This window comes from Rubripirellula tenax, assembly GCF_007860125.1.
GTDB classification, from domain to species: domain Bacteria; phylum Planctomycetota; class Planctomycetia; order Pirellulales; family Pirellulaceae; genus Rubripirellula; species Rubripirellula tenax.
Window position 1 is genome coordinate 411309 of record NZ_SJPW01000002.1, and the last position, 19485, is coordinate 430793.

The window sequence follows — 19485 nt, forward strand, 5'->3', positions numbered from 1 at the left end:
AATTGTAAGAATCGACGACACTGATAGCTCGTGAAACAGCTCATTTTCTGTTCATTGAAAGCCGGCGGTACTTTTCCTTGACCGTTCTTCGAGACGACAAGACACGTTCGCGTCGGCATCAGTGCCGCCCATTGCGTTGCGATTCAACTAGCGTTCTTCGATGGCGGACGACGCTGGCTGCGTTCTTCTGTTTGTCTATCCTTGTGGTTTTTGCTTCGGGTTGCTCCAAGTCCAATACAGTCGAATCACCGCAAGTGGTCGCCGAACCCGAGCCGCGGTTGAAATCGGTTGATTCGCTGGAAAGTCGACTTGCCGACGCTGAGAGGTTTCTGGAATCTGGCCAATACGGTGAAGCGACCACCGCGATCGAAGCTGTTTTGATCGAGCAACCTAATCACGGCTATGGTCAGCTTCTTTCCGCGCAGATCAAGCACGGTCAGGGTAACACGCGAGAAGCACTAGCGATTTTGAACGAGGCAGAAGAAAACTCGCCCGAGTATGCGGAACGGTTCATCAATGAATCGGCACGCCTTTTGATTTCTGACGAGGATATCATCGGGGCGATCACACAGTACGAACGTTTGCTGAAAATTTCGCCTGGGGATACGAAGACGCGTCGCTTGATTGCGTCTTTGTTCAATCAACTTGGCTTGCGTTTTGATGCGAACGAACATTTTCGAGTTTTGTGTCGATCCGTGCCGATGGAGATTCACGAACTGCGGTGTTTGTTGGCCCCAACGTCTGATGTTGGACGAACCAAGGCGACTCAATGGGCAAGCCAATCAGACCAGTCGCTCGTCGATGCACTTGCAGATCTGAACAGAAACCGAATCGAGGAGTGCGTCGCCCAACTCCGAAACGAACCTCTGGTGCAGCAGAAGAATCCAGCGGCAATGTGTTTGCTGGGATTTGCGCTCAGCATGCAACGTGATGACGATGCCTTTACCCGCTGGTACGCGCAGCGAGAAAAAGCCTGGGATCGGTATCCTGATTTTTGGATCGCGATAGGCAATGCAATGACTTTGGCCGGCAAACACGATGACGGAATCCGTGCGTACGCAGCCGCCGTCGCTCGCGAGCCGATGCACCGATCGGCCGTTTTGCGACTTGGTCAGTCTCTTGCGGCTGTAGGGCAAACCGACGATGCCAAACTTGTAATGGCACGGGCGAAAGAAATCGGAGACTTGGTCGAATTGGTCGGCGAAGTTGCAGCGGCGCCCAAGTCATCCGCGAATGCGTTCAACATTTTGACTTCGGAACAATCGCGAATGGGACAGCCCTATCAGGCTTGGGCATGGCGGTTCATTGGAACGTCTCTGTTTGATCCACGCAGTGCCACCATGCAACACCATGCAATGGGTTTGGCGAGTGCTAAGTCTTTGTTTGACCGCGACAAACAACGCTCAGTTTCGCTTTGCCACGTCAAAGTCGAACCGCTAACGTACGCTGACCTCCGGTCTGATCTTGATAAAGCCACTGAGCCGATAGCGGCTAGCGATTCACAACGTTGGTCGCAAAATTCCAGCGCAACGCCGGTGTATCAAAATGTGGCACAGCGGACGGGGCTAGATTTTCGATACATCAACGCCAATCCTGTGGTGCACAAAGATTTTCTGTTGCATCAGGCTCTGGGTGCTGGGATCGCCTGCATCGACTTCGACTTAGATGGACGCGTTGACGTTTACGCGGCCCAAGGTGGATTCAATGTCTCGCCACGCAAACGTGAAGGGTCTGAACCGGCATCTTCCAATGCAATGTTCCGCAATCTTGGCAATCGTTTTGTTGAGGTCTGCACAAAAGCAAACTCGGATGACCTGGGCTATTCAATGGGTGTAACGGCCGGCGATTGGAATCAAGATGGATTTCAGGATCTGGTCATCGGAAACATGTTCGCCAACACGCTGATGATCAATCAAGGCGACGGGACTTTTCACAAAGCGACAACAGGGAAACAGTGGAACCGTGGCGTTTACACGACCGGTGTTGCCATCGCCGATCTCAATGGCGACGCCCTGCCTGAAATATTGGAAGTGAACTACGTCGACGACGAACGAATTTTCACGGCGATAAAGTATGGAGCCGATGGCAAACCACTTCGGTATCCAGGTCCCACGCAGTTTCGAGCCGGTGTCGATCGCGTCTTCTTTAGCGTTGGCGATGGGTCAATGGCGTCGTCGATTCTTGCCGAATCACCGAACGATCCGGATCGGCGGGCCGCGATGGGATTGGTCGTCGGAGACTTCGACGGCAAACCAGGCAACGAAGTGTTTGTCGCTAATGACCAAACGGCAAACCACTTTTGGAAAGCGAACCGCTCTGACGTGGACATTCCCAATCGTTTTACGGACCTGGCTCTGGTGCAAGGCGTTGGGCTGGGCGTACGTGGAATGCCGTTAGCAAGCATGGGAGTTGCTGTGGCGGATTTTGACCACAATGGCCGGCCCGATTTGCATGTCACCACCTTCAATGATGAACTCTCCAACCACTTTCTTCAGCAGCCAAGCGGCGCGTTTGACGATCAAGTAGTCGCATCGGGAATCGGACGACACTCACGTGAACACGTCGGCTTCGGAACGCAAGCAGTCGACTTCGACAACAACTCAACCGAAGATCTTTGGGTTGGAAATGGTCACATCGAAGACTTTAACGATGGCCAGGACTTCAAGATGCCTATCCAACTGCTGATCCATTCGCAAGACGGTTTCCAGCAGGCGGACCTTCCTGACGACGAGCCCTTTTTTCAAGCGAAACACCTCAGCCGAGCACTGGCGCGACTCGACTGGAACAATGACGGGTTGGTCGATGTCGTGGTAGGCGATTTGGAAGAACCTTTGGCTCTTTTGGAAAATCAAACAGAAACGTCGAATGGTTGGGTCAGCATTCAGTTGGTAGGAACCCGTTGTGAGCGCGATGCGATCGGCGCCAAAATCGAAGTCCAAGCCGGCGGTGAAACGCTCAATTCTTTTGTGTGTACCGGTGACGGATATATGTGTCGAAATCAAAATCGCGTGTTCGTCGGCCTTGGCCAGCATGCTAAGATTGACAGCCTTGCCGTTGACTGGCCTGATGGGACAAGGCAAGTCACAACCTCATTGTCGGTCAATCAACACATCATCGTTACGCAAGGAATCGACGATGTGTTCGTGTGCGACTGATGACGGAGGTTGGCTTGGCGCAATCCCGCATGGTGTGGCGTCCACGCACAACACAGACGATGATGGATGTTGCGCAAATCTGCTTTGCGATCATATTGATCAAGGCATGGACCCTTCATTTTGCCAAGCAACCCAGCATGGCGTCCGTAGGGTCACGTTGCTTTCCAAGCTTAACGGTGCGGCCAATCTTGTTCGCAACACGCCGCCCGATGGTCATCAAAAATCACTTGCAGTCAACCACGCGGCCTTCAGGTCGTACACTTCTAAACACGTCGAATGAAGTCTTCGGCGTAGCTTCGGACCTCGCTGCCGTTAAGCACGTGGACCATACGAAGGCGTTGGACCTGTTCATCGCTGAAGGACGTTAACGGGACATGGACCAAGTGTTTTTTGTGTCGGCGGGCAAGGCGTTTCCAGCCACTGCCTGGGGGCAACGATGACAGCAATGCGATCTCGCGTCCGCGACTGTGCAAGCAGGCTGCGGCGATCAATCGTTCTTCCAGCGTCTCGGTGTAGTCCAATCGTCGATCCTGCCAAACGTCGGGAATGACAACGGGTGGATACAAAAACATCGCACCGCCATAGACACTCATGCCGATGCCTGGGCCAACCATTTCTTCTTGATAGTTCGTCGCAAACAACGCCAAGGTAGATTCCGTTTTGTGTTCGGCAAACCATGTGGTTCGCCAAGGATAGTCCCGCGGATCCGCCGGCGAATCAAAAAGCATGACGCACGCATCAAGCATCCCACGACTGGGCGGAATGACTTTGACATAGATCTGTCGTTCGTACCAATGACGAAGCGTGTCGCGAATGTCGATGCCGTCTTTGACGCTAGTGGTGAACTTTTCGGTACGTGCCAAATCGTTGCCGATGTTCGAACGGGCGCGATCGATCACGCGGGTGCGAAAGGCTTCGATCAAATCGTCTTCGGGTGGATAGCTGCATTGGCTGTACGGATTCCATTTGTACTTCCAACGGTCCCTTTCGGTGTCGTTGGGGCGGCGTTGCAATTGCAGTGTACACCAACTGATCGGCGGACCGGGCAATCGGCTGACCAAGGGTAAAACGTCACCATCAGGCAATCTGGCCTGGTCGATGCCAAGCGTGACCGAAGTTGCCGGGGCCGTTTCAGATTTGGGGTCGTGGTATTGATTGGCAAGCTCGGCAACATGCAACGCGAACTGGTCGCCTAGCACTTGCTTTGCCGCCGTCACGATCGTGATCAAATCCGGAGTCATGCGGCGATGGATCAGCGACAGGTTGCGGATGTATTGCAAACACTTTGACAATAACAAAGGCGTCACGCGGCGGGCGCGGCTGCCGAGTTCTTTGGTGTAAGAATCTCTGGCCGCCAGCAGCAGCTCTTTCACTCCATCGATTTGCAAGTCATCATCGTCTTCGATTTCCGCACGAGCCCGCTCGTAAAGCGAAGTGATATACGGCAGTTCGCCCAGGAGAAACATCAGCGTTCGCGGCGCAACAGGGTAATGCACCGGAGGCGTAACTTCATCATGTTCTGGCTTTGCGATCGCGGCCGCCGAATGGTTGTCGCTGTTCCTCAGATGCCAGTAGGCTTCGCGTATCCAGGGCCAATCAAGGACGCTGGTCACCAGCAAGACCTTTTCGTAACGCTTTTCCAGTTCGGTCAGGCGGATCGCCATGTGGACCATGCGATCGCGAGTCTGTTGGTCGGGCGGACGCGTGATGCTGGGAAGCACGGCGGCGGCAAATCGTTCGGGTGAAACGTGGCGGACCGCAAACGGATCCGGCATGACAGTCGCGTATGGAATGAAATGGTTCGTTTCTAAGTCGATGAATTCTCGGGGCACATGCTCGCCCATCGCAGCCCGGATCGCCATGATCACGCCTTGGCAAGGATCGATGGGGACGTAGCTGACCGGAAGCGTATCGTCATCTTCATCGTCGCCATCACCGTCCTCCGCTTCCCAAGGCTTCGGAGCCCAACTTTCCGCGTCGGATTCGAATGAAGATACGGCCGGTTGGATCACGATCGACGGTGTCGGCAAATCCAACACGGCATCCTCAACCGCCACACGAAACGATTCGGGCAATGGGACGGCGACGCAGTCGAACGATTCTTCCAACATCCAACGGCGGACCGTCAAGGCAAACTGTCCACTGCCATGGACAATCGGCAAAATCGCAATCCGTTCGCCGATGCGAAGCAGTTCGGGAATCCGATTCGATTGCGAAAAAGTCATGCAGATCAGCCATTAACGAGTGAAGCCCACGGTCCATATTTCAATACGGTCCGCGGTTGGATTCCTGAAGGGGGTATTCTAAACAACGCAGGCAACGTTGGATGCCTGCGTGTTGCTTTGGGAAGATCAGGACCGCGGAGTTTCCGGTTTTCCAGACCCCTTTTTCAACAGGCTGCTAGTGCGACTTGATGAAGTCGACGGTCATTTTGTTTGCACCGGCGTCGTTCATCAAGAAGCTGTGCAGTACTGCGACCGTTTCAATCGCCTCGGCGCCCTCGAGTGTTGCTTCTTCGACACTGACCACAAAATCGCTGCTGCCGTCGACCAACGGGTTTTGAATCAGGTTTTTCGAGACGTCGCCGGCGATGATCATGAACGGAAAGGGTGGTGTGGCCAGTTTCCCTTCGAATTCTTTCCATTGCGGTCCCAGTTCTAGGCCACCTTTCCCGGTCAGCCAACCGTAGACGCCCGTCGGCGCCAGTCGGGTGGCGATTGCGGCACCCTGGTTGGGAGGCCCCAGCATCACCATTGATCGGCATCGACCGAGTACACCGCTGGGGTCACTGGCTCGTTGCAGGTCGCCGATAAGGTGTCGAACGACGATGTTACCCATGCTGTGTCCGACGAAACTGAATTGAGTGTCGGTCGGCATCGCTTCCATAATCTCGCGCAACGCCGAGGCATGATCGCCAATCGAGCTGCGGCTGCTGGCATAGGAAAACCGGACAACGTTCGTGAATCCAGCCTTCGCGAAGTCTGCTTCCAATGGTTTCATGCAGTGATGGGTGCGCATCAATCCGTGCAGCAACACGATCACGTGCTGTGATGTCGCGTCGGGCTTAGCGGTCAACGGTTTCATCCGGTCCAGTTTTGCTTGGCATCCTTCACGCGATCCCCATGCGCGACGAACGTCGGCATCGTCGATCAACCGCCAGTGGCCAGTCCAGACATTCTGTTGAACGCGAAAGCCGCCGCGATAGACGTGATCTGTCCAAAGCTGGGTGCCGCCGCCGGTTTTAGTTGGAATATTGAAGTGTGCGGTCATGGAGTCATCAGAGTCCGAAAAGTCGTTTTCATCGGCCGCGGACGATTCGGCCGTCACACCACCAACGATCGCAACTGCAAGTGTCAGCAGGGTTATCACCAAGATCGTACGCATTCTTTCGTCCCTTCGTCGAAAAAGATCTAAACCAAGGTGGCCGCCAAAGCTTCACCACGGCCCCCAACCAATCAGAGCCCGCCAATGACCCAGCGATGCGCAGGGGCGACGAAAACAATTTGGAAAACGCTTCTTTGGCTCAACCACCAATGTAGCGATCACACAGGCCGCGGGCTTCGCTGATCTGGTCCGTTCCCGTGACCACCACCCGTCCGTCGCGGAAAAGGGTGATCGTCGTGGCGTCATTGGGATACAGCCGCACGAAAAAGGGCGTCGATTGGACGCGGCCGAGCCCGCTCCACCGGTTGGCCATGCCGGATAAGTCGATTGTCTTGTTGGTGGCGCGGTTGATCTGCACGGCATCGCGCCCACAAAGGACCGCAGCCGATTCATCCGCGATCCCACGTCCGCCTTCAAGAAATTGATAGTCTGCGTTGGCGCATGCCGGGCAGTCGCTGGACAACGACAGGGGAATCTCGATTTCGCGAATACGATTGTGCCACAGATCGATCGACAGCATCGTGCCACGGATCACATCACGATTTCCGGACAACCACTTGATCGCTTCGGTTGCTTGAAGGCTTGCGATCGTGTGAGTGGCCGCACCGACGACGCCGGCTGTATCGCACGTTTGCACTGCCGAGGCCGGCGGCGGTTCGGGGACGACGCATCGGAAGCAAGGTTTTCCGTTTCCAGTGAACAATCGGACTTGGCCGGAAGCGCCAACGCAACCGCCGTGCACCCATGCGGTTTTCGTAGCCAGCGACCAATCGTTCAGCAAGAACCGAATCGCGAAGTTGTCCGCCGCATCGATCACCAGATCAGAACCTCCCAAAAGCTCACGTACATTTCCAGCGGCCACGTCCGCCACGATCGGCTTGACGCCAATGGTGCTGTTGATCATCCGAATTCGATCGCATGCAGCGCCGGCTTTGGAGCGTCCCTCGCGCGCGTCGGTTTCATCGTAGAGCGATTGCCGCTGCAGATTGGTCCACTCGACCACGTCGCGATCGATCAACGTTAATTTGCCGACGCCGGCACGGGCCAAAATCTCTGCAGCCACCGTACCAAGCGCACCGCATCCCAGCACGGCGACCGAAGCAGCAGCAATGCGTTGCTGACCGTTCTCGCCAATCGGTGAGAATTGGATCTGGCGGGCGTAACGGTTTTCAGGAGAATTGGTCATTCGCAGTCACTGGACGACAGGGATGGGCAAAACGCTTGGCGAAAGGCATGTTGACGTGAGCTTGCGTCCGCCCGAGACGACTGTCCTATCATGAGTTACCGACGCCTTTGAACCAACCCACAGCATCCGATATGAATCTGCCCCGAATCGACCTGGTCCGCGAGCGAGCGCAATTGCTGCGAGAATTGCGAGTCTTTTTTGACACGCGTGGTTTCTTCGAGGTCCAACCGCCGTGTCTATCGCGTGATTGTGTCGTCGACGCCTACATCGATCCGATCCGTGTTGGATCAAAGCAATTGGGGATCGCCGAAGATCTGCCCGAATACTTATATCTACAAACGTCGCCCGAGTTGGCGATGAAACGCATGTTGGCTGCGGGTGCACCGTCGATCTATAGCATCGGGCCGGTGTTCCGAAGTGGCGAATCGGGTGACCATCACAACATCGAATTCACGATGTTGGAATGGTATCACTTGGGCGCAAACATCGACGACGAGATCACACTATTGGGGGAACTGGCTAGCACGATACTGGATTCGGACGGGTACGATATTTCGAACTACCGAGACGTTTTCACTCAGTCGCTCGGTTTCGATCCGATCGATGCACCCGCGTCGACTCTACAGGAGGTGGTCAGCGAGATTGACGAAAATCTCGCCTGTTCGATCTCTGGCGATCGAGACCTGATGCTTGACGTCATCTTATCGCATCGAATTCAACCGAACCTCGGCAAAGATCGACCACTGATCATCAAGAACTATCCCATCACTCAAGCAGCTCTGGCTCGTCCGGCGATCGACGATCCGAAGTGTGCCGCAAGGTTCGAGCTGATTGCGGGCGGTGTCGAATTGGCAAACGGCTACGACGAACTGCTGGATGCCGACGTTTTGGTCCAAAGAGCTCAGCAGAGCAATCAGCTACGCCAAGCAGGTGGGCGTCACCCCCTGCCGGTTGAGACTTCCTTGGTCGACGCCATGCGAAAGGGGTTTCCGGCATGCGCCGGTGTCGCGTTGGGTGTGGATCGTTTACTGATGATGCGTACATCGTCATTGTCGCTTGGGCCGGTGATCCCCTTTCCGATCAGGATCGCATAGCCCGGTCGTTTGTCGCATTGACGCGATCGAAGGGATACAATGCAGACTCTACTCTTATCAAGGATCGAACCATGGATCACGCTCCCAGTCCGATTGCGAATCGCGCTCTTGCGGACACCAAACGACGCCTCTCGGTCAATGCCGCGTTTTTGAAGGACATCAAAGACGACAACCGAGAATTGAAAAACCTGGTCGATAGAATCAACCCGCTGTCTGAGCATCCTCAAATCGCGGCGAACCATTGGCCCGAGTTTGTCGCGTTGTTGGCCGATTTGCGAGATCAATTGGCACTCCATTTTTCGCTCGAAGAAGCATTCGGCTATTTCGAGGAAGCGATCGAGGTGGTGCCGCAATTGAGTATCGACGCGGAACAGTTACGTGGTCAGCACGCGACGTTGTTCGAAAGTATCCGCGACTTGGCGGACCGGGCATGTGACGTGACGTCCGACCGAACCGAGAAAGTGGCTTCGTTGCTGTCGAGTTTCCAACGATTCCGCCACGCATTTGAAATTCACGAAGAGGCGGAAGTGAAGTTGATCCTTCAATCGCTCGACGACGACATCGGTAACGGCGATTAGTCCACCGTGATTTCGCAACCGTGTCGATGATCAAGTGTTGCCGCGTTTGCCAATCGCAGCGACAAAGCTTGGCACTAAAATCGTACGGACATAGAACGTGTCAATCAGCACGCCTAGGCCGAGGGCAAATCCTAGTTCGATGATCCCGCGTATCGATGTTCCGCTACTTTCGGTTTCAATACCTAACGAGTGGGCCACCATCGGAAACCAAGCCGATGCGGTCATGCTAAAGAATGTCGCCGCCATCACCAAACCGCACGCGGTGATGATGCCGCCAGTTCGCGAAACCGCACGGCGCAGTGCCGCAAGCCACCCGAGTTTGCGTTGTTCTTCGACGATCCGCGTGACCAAGTACACGTTGTAGTCCTGGCCGACCGCCACCAAGATCACAAACAAAAACAGCGGCAGTTTCCAATCCAAGCCGACGAAGTCATTGCCGTAGGCGAACTTGAAGAACAACAACGTCAAGCCCAGTGTCGCGTAGTAGCTGATCAACACCGTTGCAATCAAGTAAACGCACAAACCCAATCGGCGGATCACCAGCACCAAAACAGCAAACACGGCCAACACAACCGCGATTTTGATTCGGCGATTGTCACGAAGCGTGACGCTCCGCAGATCGATAATCGACGGAGTTGTTCCGGCCAACAAAACTTGTGCATCCGCAATGACCGAGTCGGGTTCGCTGGTCATCGCTTGAAGTGACTTGCCCAGATCGCTGACGCGCTTGGCTGTTTCGATCGAAAACGGATCGCCATCCACCACGACGTCGATTCTTGCTAATCGGTTTTCTAATTCCGGAAGTGGCGAAAAGAAGTATCGCTTGGCGACACGGTGGCTTCGCAATGCACGTCGCTTCCAGGCGTCACTGGTCAACAAACCCATGTCACGATCGGGGGGAAAGTCACCTAGCGGATCGTCGGCCGTTCGGACGGCCAAGACGCCATCAATCGTGTAGATATCTTTCGCAAGCGATCGAATCTGTTTTTCAAAATCTTTTCGCGGCGTTGCGTTTTGCTTGACTACCAACACCGTGACCGGATTGATCTCGCCGATATCGAAGTTTTTCGACAACAATCGCAATCCCTGTCGGCTTCCCGCCGAATGGTTCAATTGGTTGCTGTAATCGTAAGTCACCGCGTCTTCGTTTCGAAAGCCGTAGATCGCCGGGACCATCAGCACGACCAACCCGAGCAACAGCGTTAGTACGGGGCGACGGGTCAGCATCAGTGCGATCAGGCTCCAAACTCCGCCCGAGGAACCGGCGTTTTTCGAGTCTCCGAAAAGCGACAAGTTTTTGGGCACTTCGGTAGACACCGAAGAGGGCCAGAACGCAACAGGTCCGATCGCGAACAACAACGCAGGGGTCAAGGTTGTGCACACCAACAAGCCGACCAACAAGCAAATCGCGATGATCGGACCGGTGTAGTGGAACTTGCCGAAACTGGCGATCCACAGCATTCCCAATCCGACCACGGTTGTCATCGCGCTGCCAAACAATGCGCCCATGACGCCCGACAGCGCGTTGCGACAAGCGACCGGCCATGGTGCTTTGGATGCTTCTTCCCGAAGTCGAGAAATCAAAAACAAGCAGTAGTCGGTTCCCGCCCCGAACAAAATCACAACGATGAAAATCTTGCTGGTCGTAAAGATTCGCATGTCAAGCTGAGGTATCGTTCGGTTCACCGACCATCCCGTCAGCAGTGCGACCAGCGACGTCGACACCAAAACCGCAACGACGATCGAAACCATCGGAATGGCTACCAACAGCGGCGCGCGATAGACCAGTGCCAAGATCAAGACGATCATCACAAACGTGATCAGTTCGGTGTAGCGAATCGCGTCACGCGCGGCCATCAAGGTTTCGCCACCGATTGCAGCGGAACCGGTTGTCAGTAGTCGAATTCCTGGATCGGTCCGATGACCGCTATAGGCGATCACATCGTCGATCAATTGACGAAGTGCTTCAATCGTCTTGATGTTGGCGGTCGCGGCCAGTTCGTTGGACAATTGCAGCACGGCCAATTTGGCGCGTTCGCTCCGCAGACGGGATCCGATTACACGATCGTCCCACGACAGGATATCCAACAGGGGTTTCCAGCCCGTCAATGGTCGCTCGTTGATGGATTCCGCGACGGTCGGAAGGTCCGGCATCAAGATCAACGCTGCTTCAAAATCCTTCTCGACGGCTTCGTCCGAATTGCCGATCAGTTCCAACAGCTTGCCGCGATCCCAGTACGCGATCGCCATTCGAGGTTCGGTCAATGTCGGCGCTTGGTCGGGGACATCATCCGAAATCAACTCGTAGAATTTTTTGTCCGCATCAATCGAATTGCCGAGCGATTCGAGCGCAAGGTTCACCCAATGGGCGGCCGGATTGCTTTCGTCGGGTACGCCGCCTTGATAACCATAGTCGATCGCTCGCTGCCAACTCACTTCGCTCAAGCGGTGGTACAAACGACGCAACAGGTCCAAGCCCACGACTTGGTCATTCTTGACCAACGGGCCGTCGTCGCGACCCAGAACAAAGACAACCTCGCTGCGTGCGCGTTCCCCGGGGAACGCGCGGTCCAGCAGTCGTCCGCCCGCTACGCTGCTCATCTTGGGCGGCAGGTATTCGAAATCGCCGTCGTAGGCAACGGTGTCCCATCGTGGCGCGATCAGCCGAATCAAAATGGCTGTCACCAACCAAGCCAACAAAATCAGCCACCAATGCTTGGTGACACTATCTGCCCAGCGACGCGAAAGGGAGCGATGCATCGTTGGTTGGCGGCAAGGAGGGCGGAAGAATGTCGACGTGACTTCGCGGTCAGTTTAGCACATCATTGACATGTCTTTGCCTGGCAAAATGATCCGCGACGACACGAATCCCAAGAGAGTGTCACTAAGAAGGCCATCGTTTACTCAGACGACTCTCGGTCTCTTTTGGATGTTTCCCTCCGCTGGGGCCTCGCACCGGTTTCTGATCCGAGAGCACGAAGCGCTGATTGCAGCATGTCGCTGTTGATGTCGCCACTGATTTCGACGATCTGAACTTCGCCTTGCGGCTTGGCTGCTTGATCGAGTTGGTCGATCATTTCGGCGACCAGTTCTAGCAACGGTTCACCTTCGGCGCTGACCAAGATCGTATTTCCGATCGTATCGACGCCCAGTGAAAGCTTGCCCTTGAACGAGAAATCGGCGCCGCCCCCGTCACGTCCGCTTTCGGTGTTCTGCAACTCGCTACCGGAGCCGCCGCGACTTTTCGTTACTTCTTTCTTGCCAGCTGCGCCCCCGTCGCCGCCTTTGCCGCCAGCGAACGTTTTGTCATTGCTGCTTAGCAGGTCGCGATATGCTTCTTTGACGGTCTCGGAAATCTTATCCGCTTTCCCAAATTCGATGGCGACCAATCGGGTGAAACGGGCCTTCCGCTTATTCACAGGCTCTTCGACATCCCACAACTCGATCAACTCGCCGATCGTTTGCAGCTGTTCGCCGCTTGCGCCGGTCACAACCAACGTGTTGGTGTCGATGTCATCGACAAACTTCAATTTATTGCCTTTGCCCAGTCCCGATGGGCCTTCGTCTTTTTCGTCGTTGCCGCTGCCCCAGAAATAGCGGTAGAACGAATCGGCATCCGATTCCTTGTCGTCCTCTAGGTCTTTGAAATAGTCCTCCAGATTGATCCGCATCCATGATGCCGAAGCGTGTTCGATATGGAACACTCGGTAGGGTCGCTTCGGTGGTGTGACTTGCAACATCAAGTTTTCGAGCCGGTCGAGCGCGTCAGTATCGGGGCTGACCAAAACCAAATTTCCATTCGCATCCAGTTCGATTCGAATGGGTGGTTGGTCTCCCGAATCCCGTGCCGGCTTTGGTTTCGCATCTTTCTTGCCAAACATCCTGTCGAAGTCTTTTGATGATCGGATCACGGGTGGCAGATCATTCGGATCGGAATCGGGCAATGTGTCTTGGAAGACGGTCAACTGGAATTGGTTTGTCGGCGACGCGACCGCAACGGAATCTTCGTTGGCTGCTGTTTCACCGCCCGATGGTTTCGTTGGCTGGGGTTTGGCGGGCTTGATATCGGAATCATCTTCGTCCGCATCATCCGAGGCATCTTCGTCTTCGTCTCGATTCGGTGGAGCGTTGGGGTCAATGAAGCTACCTTCGTCGGGCAATTCCAACGGGTTGGGAGAAATGCGACTCCATTGTTGACGCAGGCGTTGCAGGTACTCGTACGTTTCCGGTGTTGCCGACGCATCCAAGATTCGGACGGTTTGGGAATTGCCGCCCGGCGGTGGTAGTTCGCCAAGTTTGATTAACAACGAACGCACTTCTTCCATCTCTCGCTCGTTCGCCCACAACAGGATTTGTCGGTACCGCATGTTGGCGGACACGCGAAACTCGTCCTTCTCTTTCTTCTCGTCGTCGTTCCCACCGCCGTAATAGCCATAGTAGTACGAACGGCGGTTGCTCTTGTTGCTGTCGTCTTCGTCTTTCTGGCCCATCAAAAACGCAATGGACTCAGCGACTTCGGCCGGATCGAGTCGGCGCAGCGCCATCACCTCGAAACTGCGTCCGCTGCCGTCGAGTCGCTCGATCAACGACGAAATGATGAATCGATCCGCAGCGGATCCTGACACAATCAACGCGTCATTGTCCTTGTCGACTCGGATTCGTGTGGTCGGTTCAAGCACGTTCATCTCGCTGACAATCTCGATCAGCTTTTCCGGATCCAGCGACGACAATCGAAAAACTTGAACCCGTGACTGGACGTCCGACAGCGAAACGATGTCGTCGCGAGGTACATCGATCCGCAGAAGAAATTCGCTGGCGATTGCGATTCGATCGGCGGGGGCGCGGATGATGACAGAGTTCTGGCGCACGTTGGCGACGATCGAAATTTCGACTTTCTTTTCCTGCGGTGGAGCACCCTGATTTTGCCCCCGCTGCTGCTGCATCATCTGAATTTGCTGAGGCGTTAACGGTGTTTCCTTTTTCTTCTCGACACCCAAAAACTGTTCGAGCATCGACTTGGCTTCTTCGGCCGGTAGGTAACGCAGTTTGAATTCCGGCGCCAGCGATTCTCGCGACGCATTGTCGAGTTCACGGCCGAGCAACTCGGCTACTTGCCGTAAATTGATCGCTGCGTCCATCGCTTCGATGCGGTTGGTCGTCGTCAGTGCGGTCAATCGCCCGTTGCTGCTGATCATCGGTTTCAGTTCTTCGGTCAACTTTTCGGCCGACAGCCAACCAACATCCAACGACGTTCGCACGAACGAGTGCAATGGAAGTCGCCCGAGTGTGGACGGATCGACTCGCGGGACAATCGCCGGGTTGATGCTTTCGGTTTTCGCAACCGTCAGCCCGCCGTCGATTTCAAGAAGCGTGTAACCTCGCGCGAGCAGGTAACGATTGAACAGGTCTCGCGCTTCCTCGACCGTGTATCGACCGGGCGATCGCATGTTAACCCGATCGCCAGGAAGTTCCAGCCAATCCAACGGTAAGTCAGAAATGTCGGCCAACCATTCGACCAAGTCGACCCAGGGTTGATTGCGAAACTCGAACGCGACTTTTCCGTCCTCGCCGACCATCACGTTGAATTCGTCCGCGTCGGCTTCTTCGTCAAGCGTCGTTTCGCGGCGAATCACCTTCGGCTCGGGGGACTTTGCATCGGCCGATTTGTCCTCGTCCGACTTGCTTTCGTCTTTATCGCCCTTCTTCTCGTCGCCTTCCTTCTTGTCAGGCTTCCCGCCCGGACGCCCGCCCGGCGGCACGGCACCCGACGGAACCTGCATGGTTCGCGAGACACCGTCGGGACCAACAACCGTGACTTCGTCGGCCTTCAAAGCGATCGGAAAAACCGAAGCACCGACCGCAAGTGCAAGGATGATTGATCGAAAAAAGGATGGCGAAAAGGTCAAGAGAGTACCCGGTGTCGATGAGACGAGGAGACAAATCAGACACTAAGTATGAATTGTCTCGACGGCAAACACAAATCACCGTCATTCCCCGCAATTCGCAGGTCCGACCGCCTATTTGAATCGGTCGCCGGCTGGAACGAACGAATCCAAAGCACCTAAGCTGGCACCATCGGTCCGCTGAGCGAACTGGTATCCCAAGGCGGCGATCTGGTCGGCAGCCGCGGTCAATTGATCCCGATTGTTCAGCTTCAATGTCACACCTTCGAATACGGTGACAATTTGGTTCAATGTCGGCGAATCCACTTTCGCTGCCACGCTCTTCAACCGAGCACCGGCGCGAGCGCCACGTTTGGCCACAGTCACGCCGTAGGTCGCCTTCTCGGTTGCGACGGCGGTCGCGCGGAGACTGGATTCCAGTTCGGCGATCATCCCGGCGACGAACATGACGCGGATCCGTTCGGGATCGCTGACGTCATTGGATTTTCCGTCGGTGCGTACAAAGTTGTGACGGATCGTTCCTTGGCTCCACGAAACAAATTCGAAGTCCAAACTTCCCGCCGAGTGTCCGCCGACGTTGACCAGTTGCTCGTCGGCCGTCGTGTGGCATCGCAAGCAACTTTGGGCGACGGCATACACGTTGGCTGGGTTGCGCATTCCTGCCGACACGCTCTTCGCAATGCGGCTTTGGCGGTGGTCCGCGGATTCGCTCAATCGCGTGATGCCTTCGCCGCCGTAGTCGTGGTGCAGATCGAGCCAGTTCTTTGCTTCGCCGTGACACGATTCGCACGACACGCCGGAGATCACGTGGGGGGCGGCGCCTGCGACTGCTTGTTCGGTGTAATGACAGGCGACGCAGCGACCTTCGTTCTTGATCGAACCGAGTCCTAGCTTCGCGGCAATCTGTTTGGCTTCGGGGCGACGATGAAGTTCGTCAAAGGTTCGGCTATGCGGTGTCGTTTTCCAAACCTGAATCTCAGACGCATGACACTTCACGCACGCCTCGTTCCCAAGAACCAAGGTCGGGTCCAACTGTGCCGCCGCAGTTCCCGTCGGGTGATCCGAATCGGAAATCGTTGCGGCGTGACCGGTTGATCCGGCGACCAACAAGGTTGAACAGAGAATAGCAAAGCGAGCGAAATATCGATTCGACATGATTTATGTCTCGTTGACGGCAAACGGTGAAGTGAGAAACGTTGGGAAAAGATTTGGCGCTATGGCGGGCGAACGCCGTTCATTCGACACCGCATGAACGGTTTCCGATGGCGATAACAAGCGAACGCACCGGAGCGCAGATGGGTCGATTTGAAACGTCGATTCAACAATGGACGTTTGATCCATCAATGCGGTCGGGTTCAACCACCGGCGACACAGGACTCTGCCTGCGACCTGATGCATGGTGGCGGTAATTCGGTTGAGGATTCGGTGATGATCGGAAGGTCGCGTCGTTTTCAGGCCGATGCGGTTTCCCAGGGCCATACGACCGAGGAAACCTTCCAGTTGTTTTCGGGATGATTGATCGATATGACGAGTCCGCAAAGAAACGCTCATCGATTCGCCAACGGTCGTCCGGTAGGGCGCCAGGATTGGCAACTGAACGCAACGTCCAACGGGAACGTCAAACGTTTCGGATTCGCCCTCGATCGCCGGTTCGTAGTAAAGCGACGACGGATGCGATGGGCAGCCTTTGACGCGTGAATCGATAGCTTGCGAAGTCACGGCCGAGTCCGAGACGGGGTACGTCCAGACTTGCCGTGAACCGCGAACTTGCCATCGGGTTGTCGGCACGGCATCACAGTTTAAGTACTCCATCGCGCCGGGCGATTCGATCACGATGTCGCCGTGGATATGACTGGTTCTGCCACGTGGGCAAACTTCGGCCAGTTCGTCGACCAGCCGAACCATAACTTCGCGGAGCAGCGGATGTTGATTTTGAATGTCTTTCAACACGAGAGACAAACGACTCCGACGGACCATCTCCAACAGCGAATGGCCGTCGTGCGGACCCAAGTCGCCGAACCGTCGTTCGTTTGGATACGCCGGGTTGTCGCCCATCGTGGTGATTTCGATGGCGGACCGAGGATGGCCGTCGATCAGTGTCGCCAATCCCTCGTCGGAGAAGACCGAGATCTCGTGCAATCGGTGAGTTGCCGCTACCACGTCGCGTACCGGGCCCATGGGCTGGGAGTGATCCCAACCGATCAAATATCGGGGCAAGGTGGAGGCGGGTTTCATCGGGTGCCGCTGCAATCCGGACGTTCGTTACAAAAAGACGTTCAAGCTGGAAACGGACCCACAGAGGTTCCGCCTAGAAGAAACCTAGGTCAAGAAAATCGAGGTGAGGCGGCGTTTTGGGCTCTTCCAAAGAAAACACGCCTTGTGATCACTGTCCGCAATTGATGTAGAGATCAAGCCGGACGGCGTGAAGATCCGTTGGTCTTGTACAGCCAGAATGGCCTAGCGATTCATCCAAATTTGACTTGAGTGAGTTAGCAGCGTAGTCGGAGTCGCAAGACTTTTGTGAACTGCCCAGACAAGTAGACAAGTAGGGTGCGTGCTCGCCACGCACCACCACCGCTCGCCTATGGGCGGCGTCTGGTGCGTGACGAGCACGCACCCTACCTGAACTGGTGCGTGACGAGCACGCACCCTACCTGAACTAAGGTTCAATCAAGACAGAGCACTCGAGCGCCCAGCGGAGAAATATCTAGTTGGTCGCGTCAAGGGTGACCAGCAACGGCGTGGCGTCGGTGTCATCGTGGGTGATACGCAATCCGCTGGTGTAGTAGTCCGCGTATTTGCGTGGGACCGTGCGTCCATGCTGGTGCTCGTCGGCGGCTAAGTCTTCGGTCAAGACAATTTGCACCACAACCGCTTCGTACTCGCCCGACGGGCAACGCGGTTCACCATCTTGATCCGTCAATAGGAAGCCGCCATCGGATCCGATACGACTGGCATATCGCGAGCCATCGGTCAACGATCGAAACTCGACGCTGCCGGATTGCACCGGTTCACCATCCTCAAACCTGACAAAGCCGCGTGATGAACTATCGGAACTCCCGCAGCCGACGGCAAACAAAAGTGACGCCGCAAAGCAGCGCATGACAAACGAATACCGCTGCGCCGTTTTCAATGCTCTAGCTCCACTACTCTTGAATCGCGACGGTTGGCGAGCGAGCCGAGTATTTTGGTATCGGTATCGGGACTGAACATGCGAACGCTGCCATCGACCAGGGCGAAGTGGACGCCCGCCGGATGCCAACTACCGAATGAAAACATGTCGGCCAACACGTCGCTGGGACCGTTAGCCAAACGCAGTCCAGGACCGGCCAAACGACACGACGCGGGCAGGTGATCGCCGTCGTAGGCGGGCGAGTCTTCGGGGAACTGTCCAAGCCCGACATGCGAGACGAACTTTTCGCCGAACAACAAAGTGTTGGAGGTTCCGTCGCTGACCGATGCCATGCGGACACGGTCCGATGGTGCGATCGCCTTTCCCTCTTTGCATTTCGGACGAACGCTGATGATGACCCCGGTGCCGTTGCCACCAAAATAGAAGTCCGTCGGGGCTCCGGTCGCGCCGGGGGTTAAGTCGCCATGGTTGCCGGCATAGTCGCTCAAGGCACCTTCGATGTCTAGCGTCACATTGATGGGGCGAGGCCCTACTGGACATCCGCAGGGTAGTGTTCCGCCGCCACCGGAAACAGTTGTTCGCAAATTGCGTGTGCCAATCGGGCGAGTACCGCTGCGCCGTGACGGGCAAAGGAATATATCGGGTACGACGGTACGGACTTCCTCGGGATGTTCATGCCAGGGCATCGAATAATCCCACTTTTCGCCCAGCGAACTTTGCTCGATGTAGGGCATCACACGAGCGAGCCATGTCGGTGTCTCCAACCCACACTGGTCGGCAGGATCAGCATCCGGTCGTGACTCGTATCGGGCCGGCGGAAAGTAACCTAGCGCGTCGTGGTGCAAATGCGTGGCGAGAGCCAATTGACGCACCCGATTCTTGCAATCGGTACTGCGTGCGGCTTCTCGAGCCGATTGAACGGCGGGCAGCAGCATCGCAATCAAAACGCCAATGATCCCGATGACCACCAGCAACTCAATCAACGTGAAGCCGCGTAACAACTGTCTTTTTTGATTCAACATGAAACGGATCAACTGCGTGAAATGAAATCA

12 protein-coding genes are annotated in these 19485 nt (G+C 55.5%); 3 read left to right on the forward strand and 9 right to left on the reverse strand.

The window, feature by feature from the left end:
• Positions 1–254 precede the first annotated feature (254 nt).
• Positions 255–3155 carry an FG-GAP-like repeat-containing protein gene (locus Poly51_RS07300; protein ID WP_146455852.1) on the forward strand — a complete coding sequence of 967 codons (2901 nt, stop codon included), beginning with the start codon at positions 255–257 and terminating at the stop codon, positions 3153–3155.
• Positions 3156–3418: 263 nt separating this feature from the next.
• On the opposite strand, the gene Poly51_RS07305 is transcribed toward Poly51_RS07300, so the two are convergent.
• From Poly51_RS07305 to Poly51_RS07315, 3 genes are all read right to left on the reverse strand, one after another.
• Positions 3419–5380 (reverse strand): hypothetical protein, encoded by a 1962-nt coding sequence (locus tag Poly51_RS07305; RefSeq protein WP_146455854.1) that lies wholly within the window; start codon positions 5378–5380, stop codon positions 3419–3421.
• A 175-nt stretch (positions 5381–5555) separates the two neighbouring features.
• On the reverse strand, positions 5556–6539 hold the full coding sequence (locus Poly51_RS07310; protein WP_146455856.1) for an esterase/lipase family protein: 984 nt from the start codon (positions 6537–6539) through the stop codon (positions 5556–5558).
• Positions 6540–6678: 139 nt separating this feature from the next.
• Positions 6679–7725 (reverse strand): ThiF family adenylyltransferase, encoded by a 1047-nt coding sequence (locus Poly51_RS07315; RefSeq protein ID WP_146455858.1) that lies wholly within the window; start codon positions 7723–7725, stop codon positions 6679–6681.
• Positions 7726–7856: 131 nt separating this feature from the next.
• On the opposite strand from Poly51_RS07315, the gene epmA reads away from it, so the two are divergent.
• Together epmA and Poly51_RS07325 are read left to right on the forward strand one after the other, a co-directional pair.
• A complete protein-coding gene (gene epmA, locus Poly51_RS07320) occupies positions 7857–8819 on the forward strand; it encodes an EF-P lysine aminoacylase EpmA (RefSeq protein ID WP_146455860.1) in 963 nt (320 codons plus the stop codon).
• A gap of 71 nt (positions 8820–8890) precedes the next feature.
• Positions 8891–9397 (forward strand): hemerythrin domain-containing protein, encoded by a 507-nt coding sequence (locus Poly51_RS07325; RefSeq protein ID WP_146455862.1) that lies wholly within the window; start codon positions 8891–8893, stop codon positions 9395–9397.
• Between the two features lie 30 nt (positions 9398–9427).
• Here Poly51_RS07325 and Poly51_RS07330 read toward each other — a convergent pair whose 3' ends face one another.
• The 6 genes from Poly51_RS07330 to Poly51_RS07355 all read right to left on the reverse strand — a co-directional run bounded on the left by Poly51_RS07330 (position 9428) and on the right by Poly51_RS07355 (position 19455).
• A complete protein-coding gene (locus tag Poly51_RS07330) occupies positions 9428–12157 on the reverse strand; it encodes an MMPL family transporter (protein ID WP_146455864.1) in 2730 nt (909 codons plus the stop codon).
• A 140-nt stretch (positions 12158–12297) separates the two neighbouring features.
• Positions 12298–15303: a secretin N-terminal domain-containing protein gene (locus Poly51_RS07335; protein WP_246114324.1), complete on the reverse strand. Its 3006-nt coding sequence runs from the start codon at positions 15301–15303 to the stop codon at positions 12298–12300.
• A gap of 111 nt (positions 15304–15414) precedes the next feature.
• Positions 15415–16455, reverse strand: coding sequence for a multiheme c-type cytochrome (locus Poly51_RS07340; protein WP_146455866.1), 1041 nt, complete (start codon positions 16453–16455; stop codon positions 15415–15417).
• A 3-nt stretch (positions 16456–16458) separates the two neighbouring features.
• Positions 16459–17535, reverse strand: a complete 1077-nt coding sequence (locus Poly51_RS07345; protein ID WP_146455868.1) for a hypothetical protein — start codon at positions 17533–17535, stop codon at positions 16459–16461.
• Between the two features lie 472 nt (positions 17536–18007).
• Complete coding sequence (locus Poly51_RS07350; protein WP_246114325.1) at positions 18008–18307, reverse strand: carboxypeptidase regulatory-like domain-containing protein; 300 nt, start codon at positions 18305–18307, stop codon at positions 18008–18010.
• A 122-nt stretch (positions 18308–18429) separates the two neighbouring features.
• Positions 18430–19455: a DUF1559 family PulG-like putative transporter gene (locus Poly51_RS07355; RefSeq protein WP_146455872.1), complete on the reverse strand. Its 1026-nt coding sequence runs from the start codon at positions 19453–19455 to the stop codon at positions 18430–18432.
• Positions 19456–19485 lie beyond the last annotated feature (30 nt).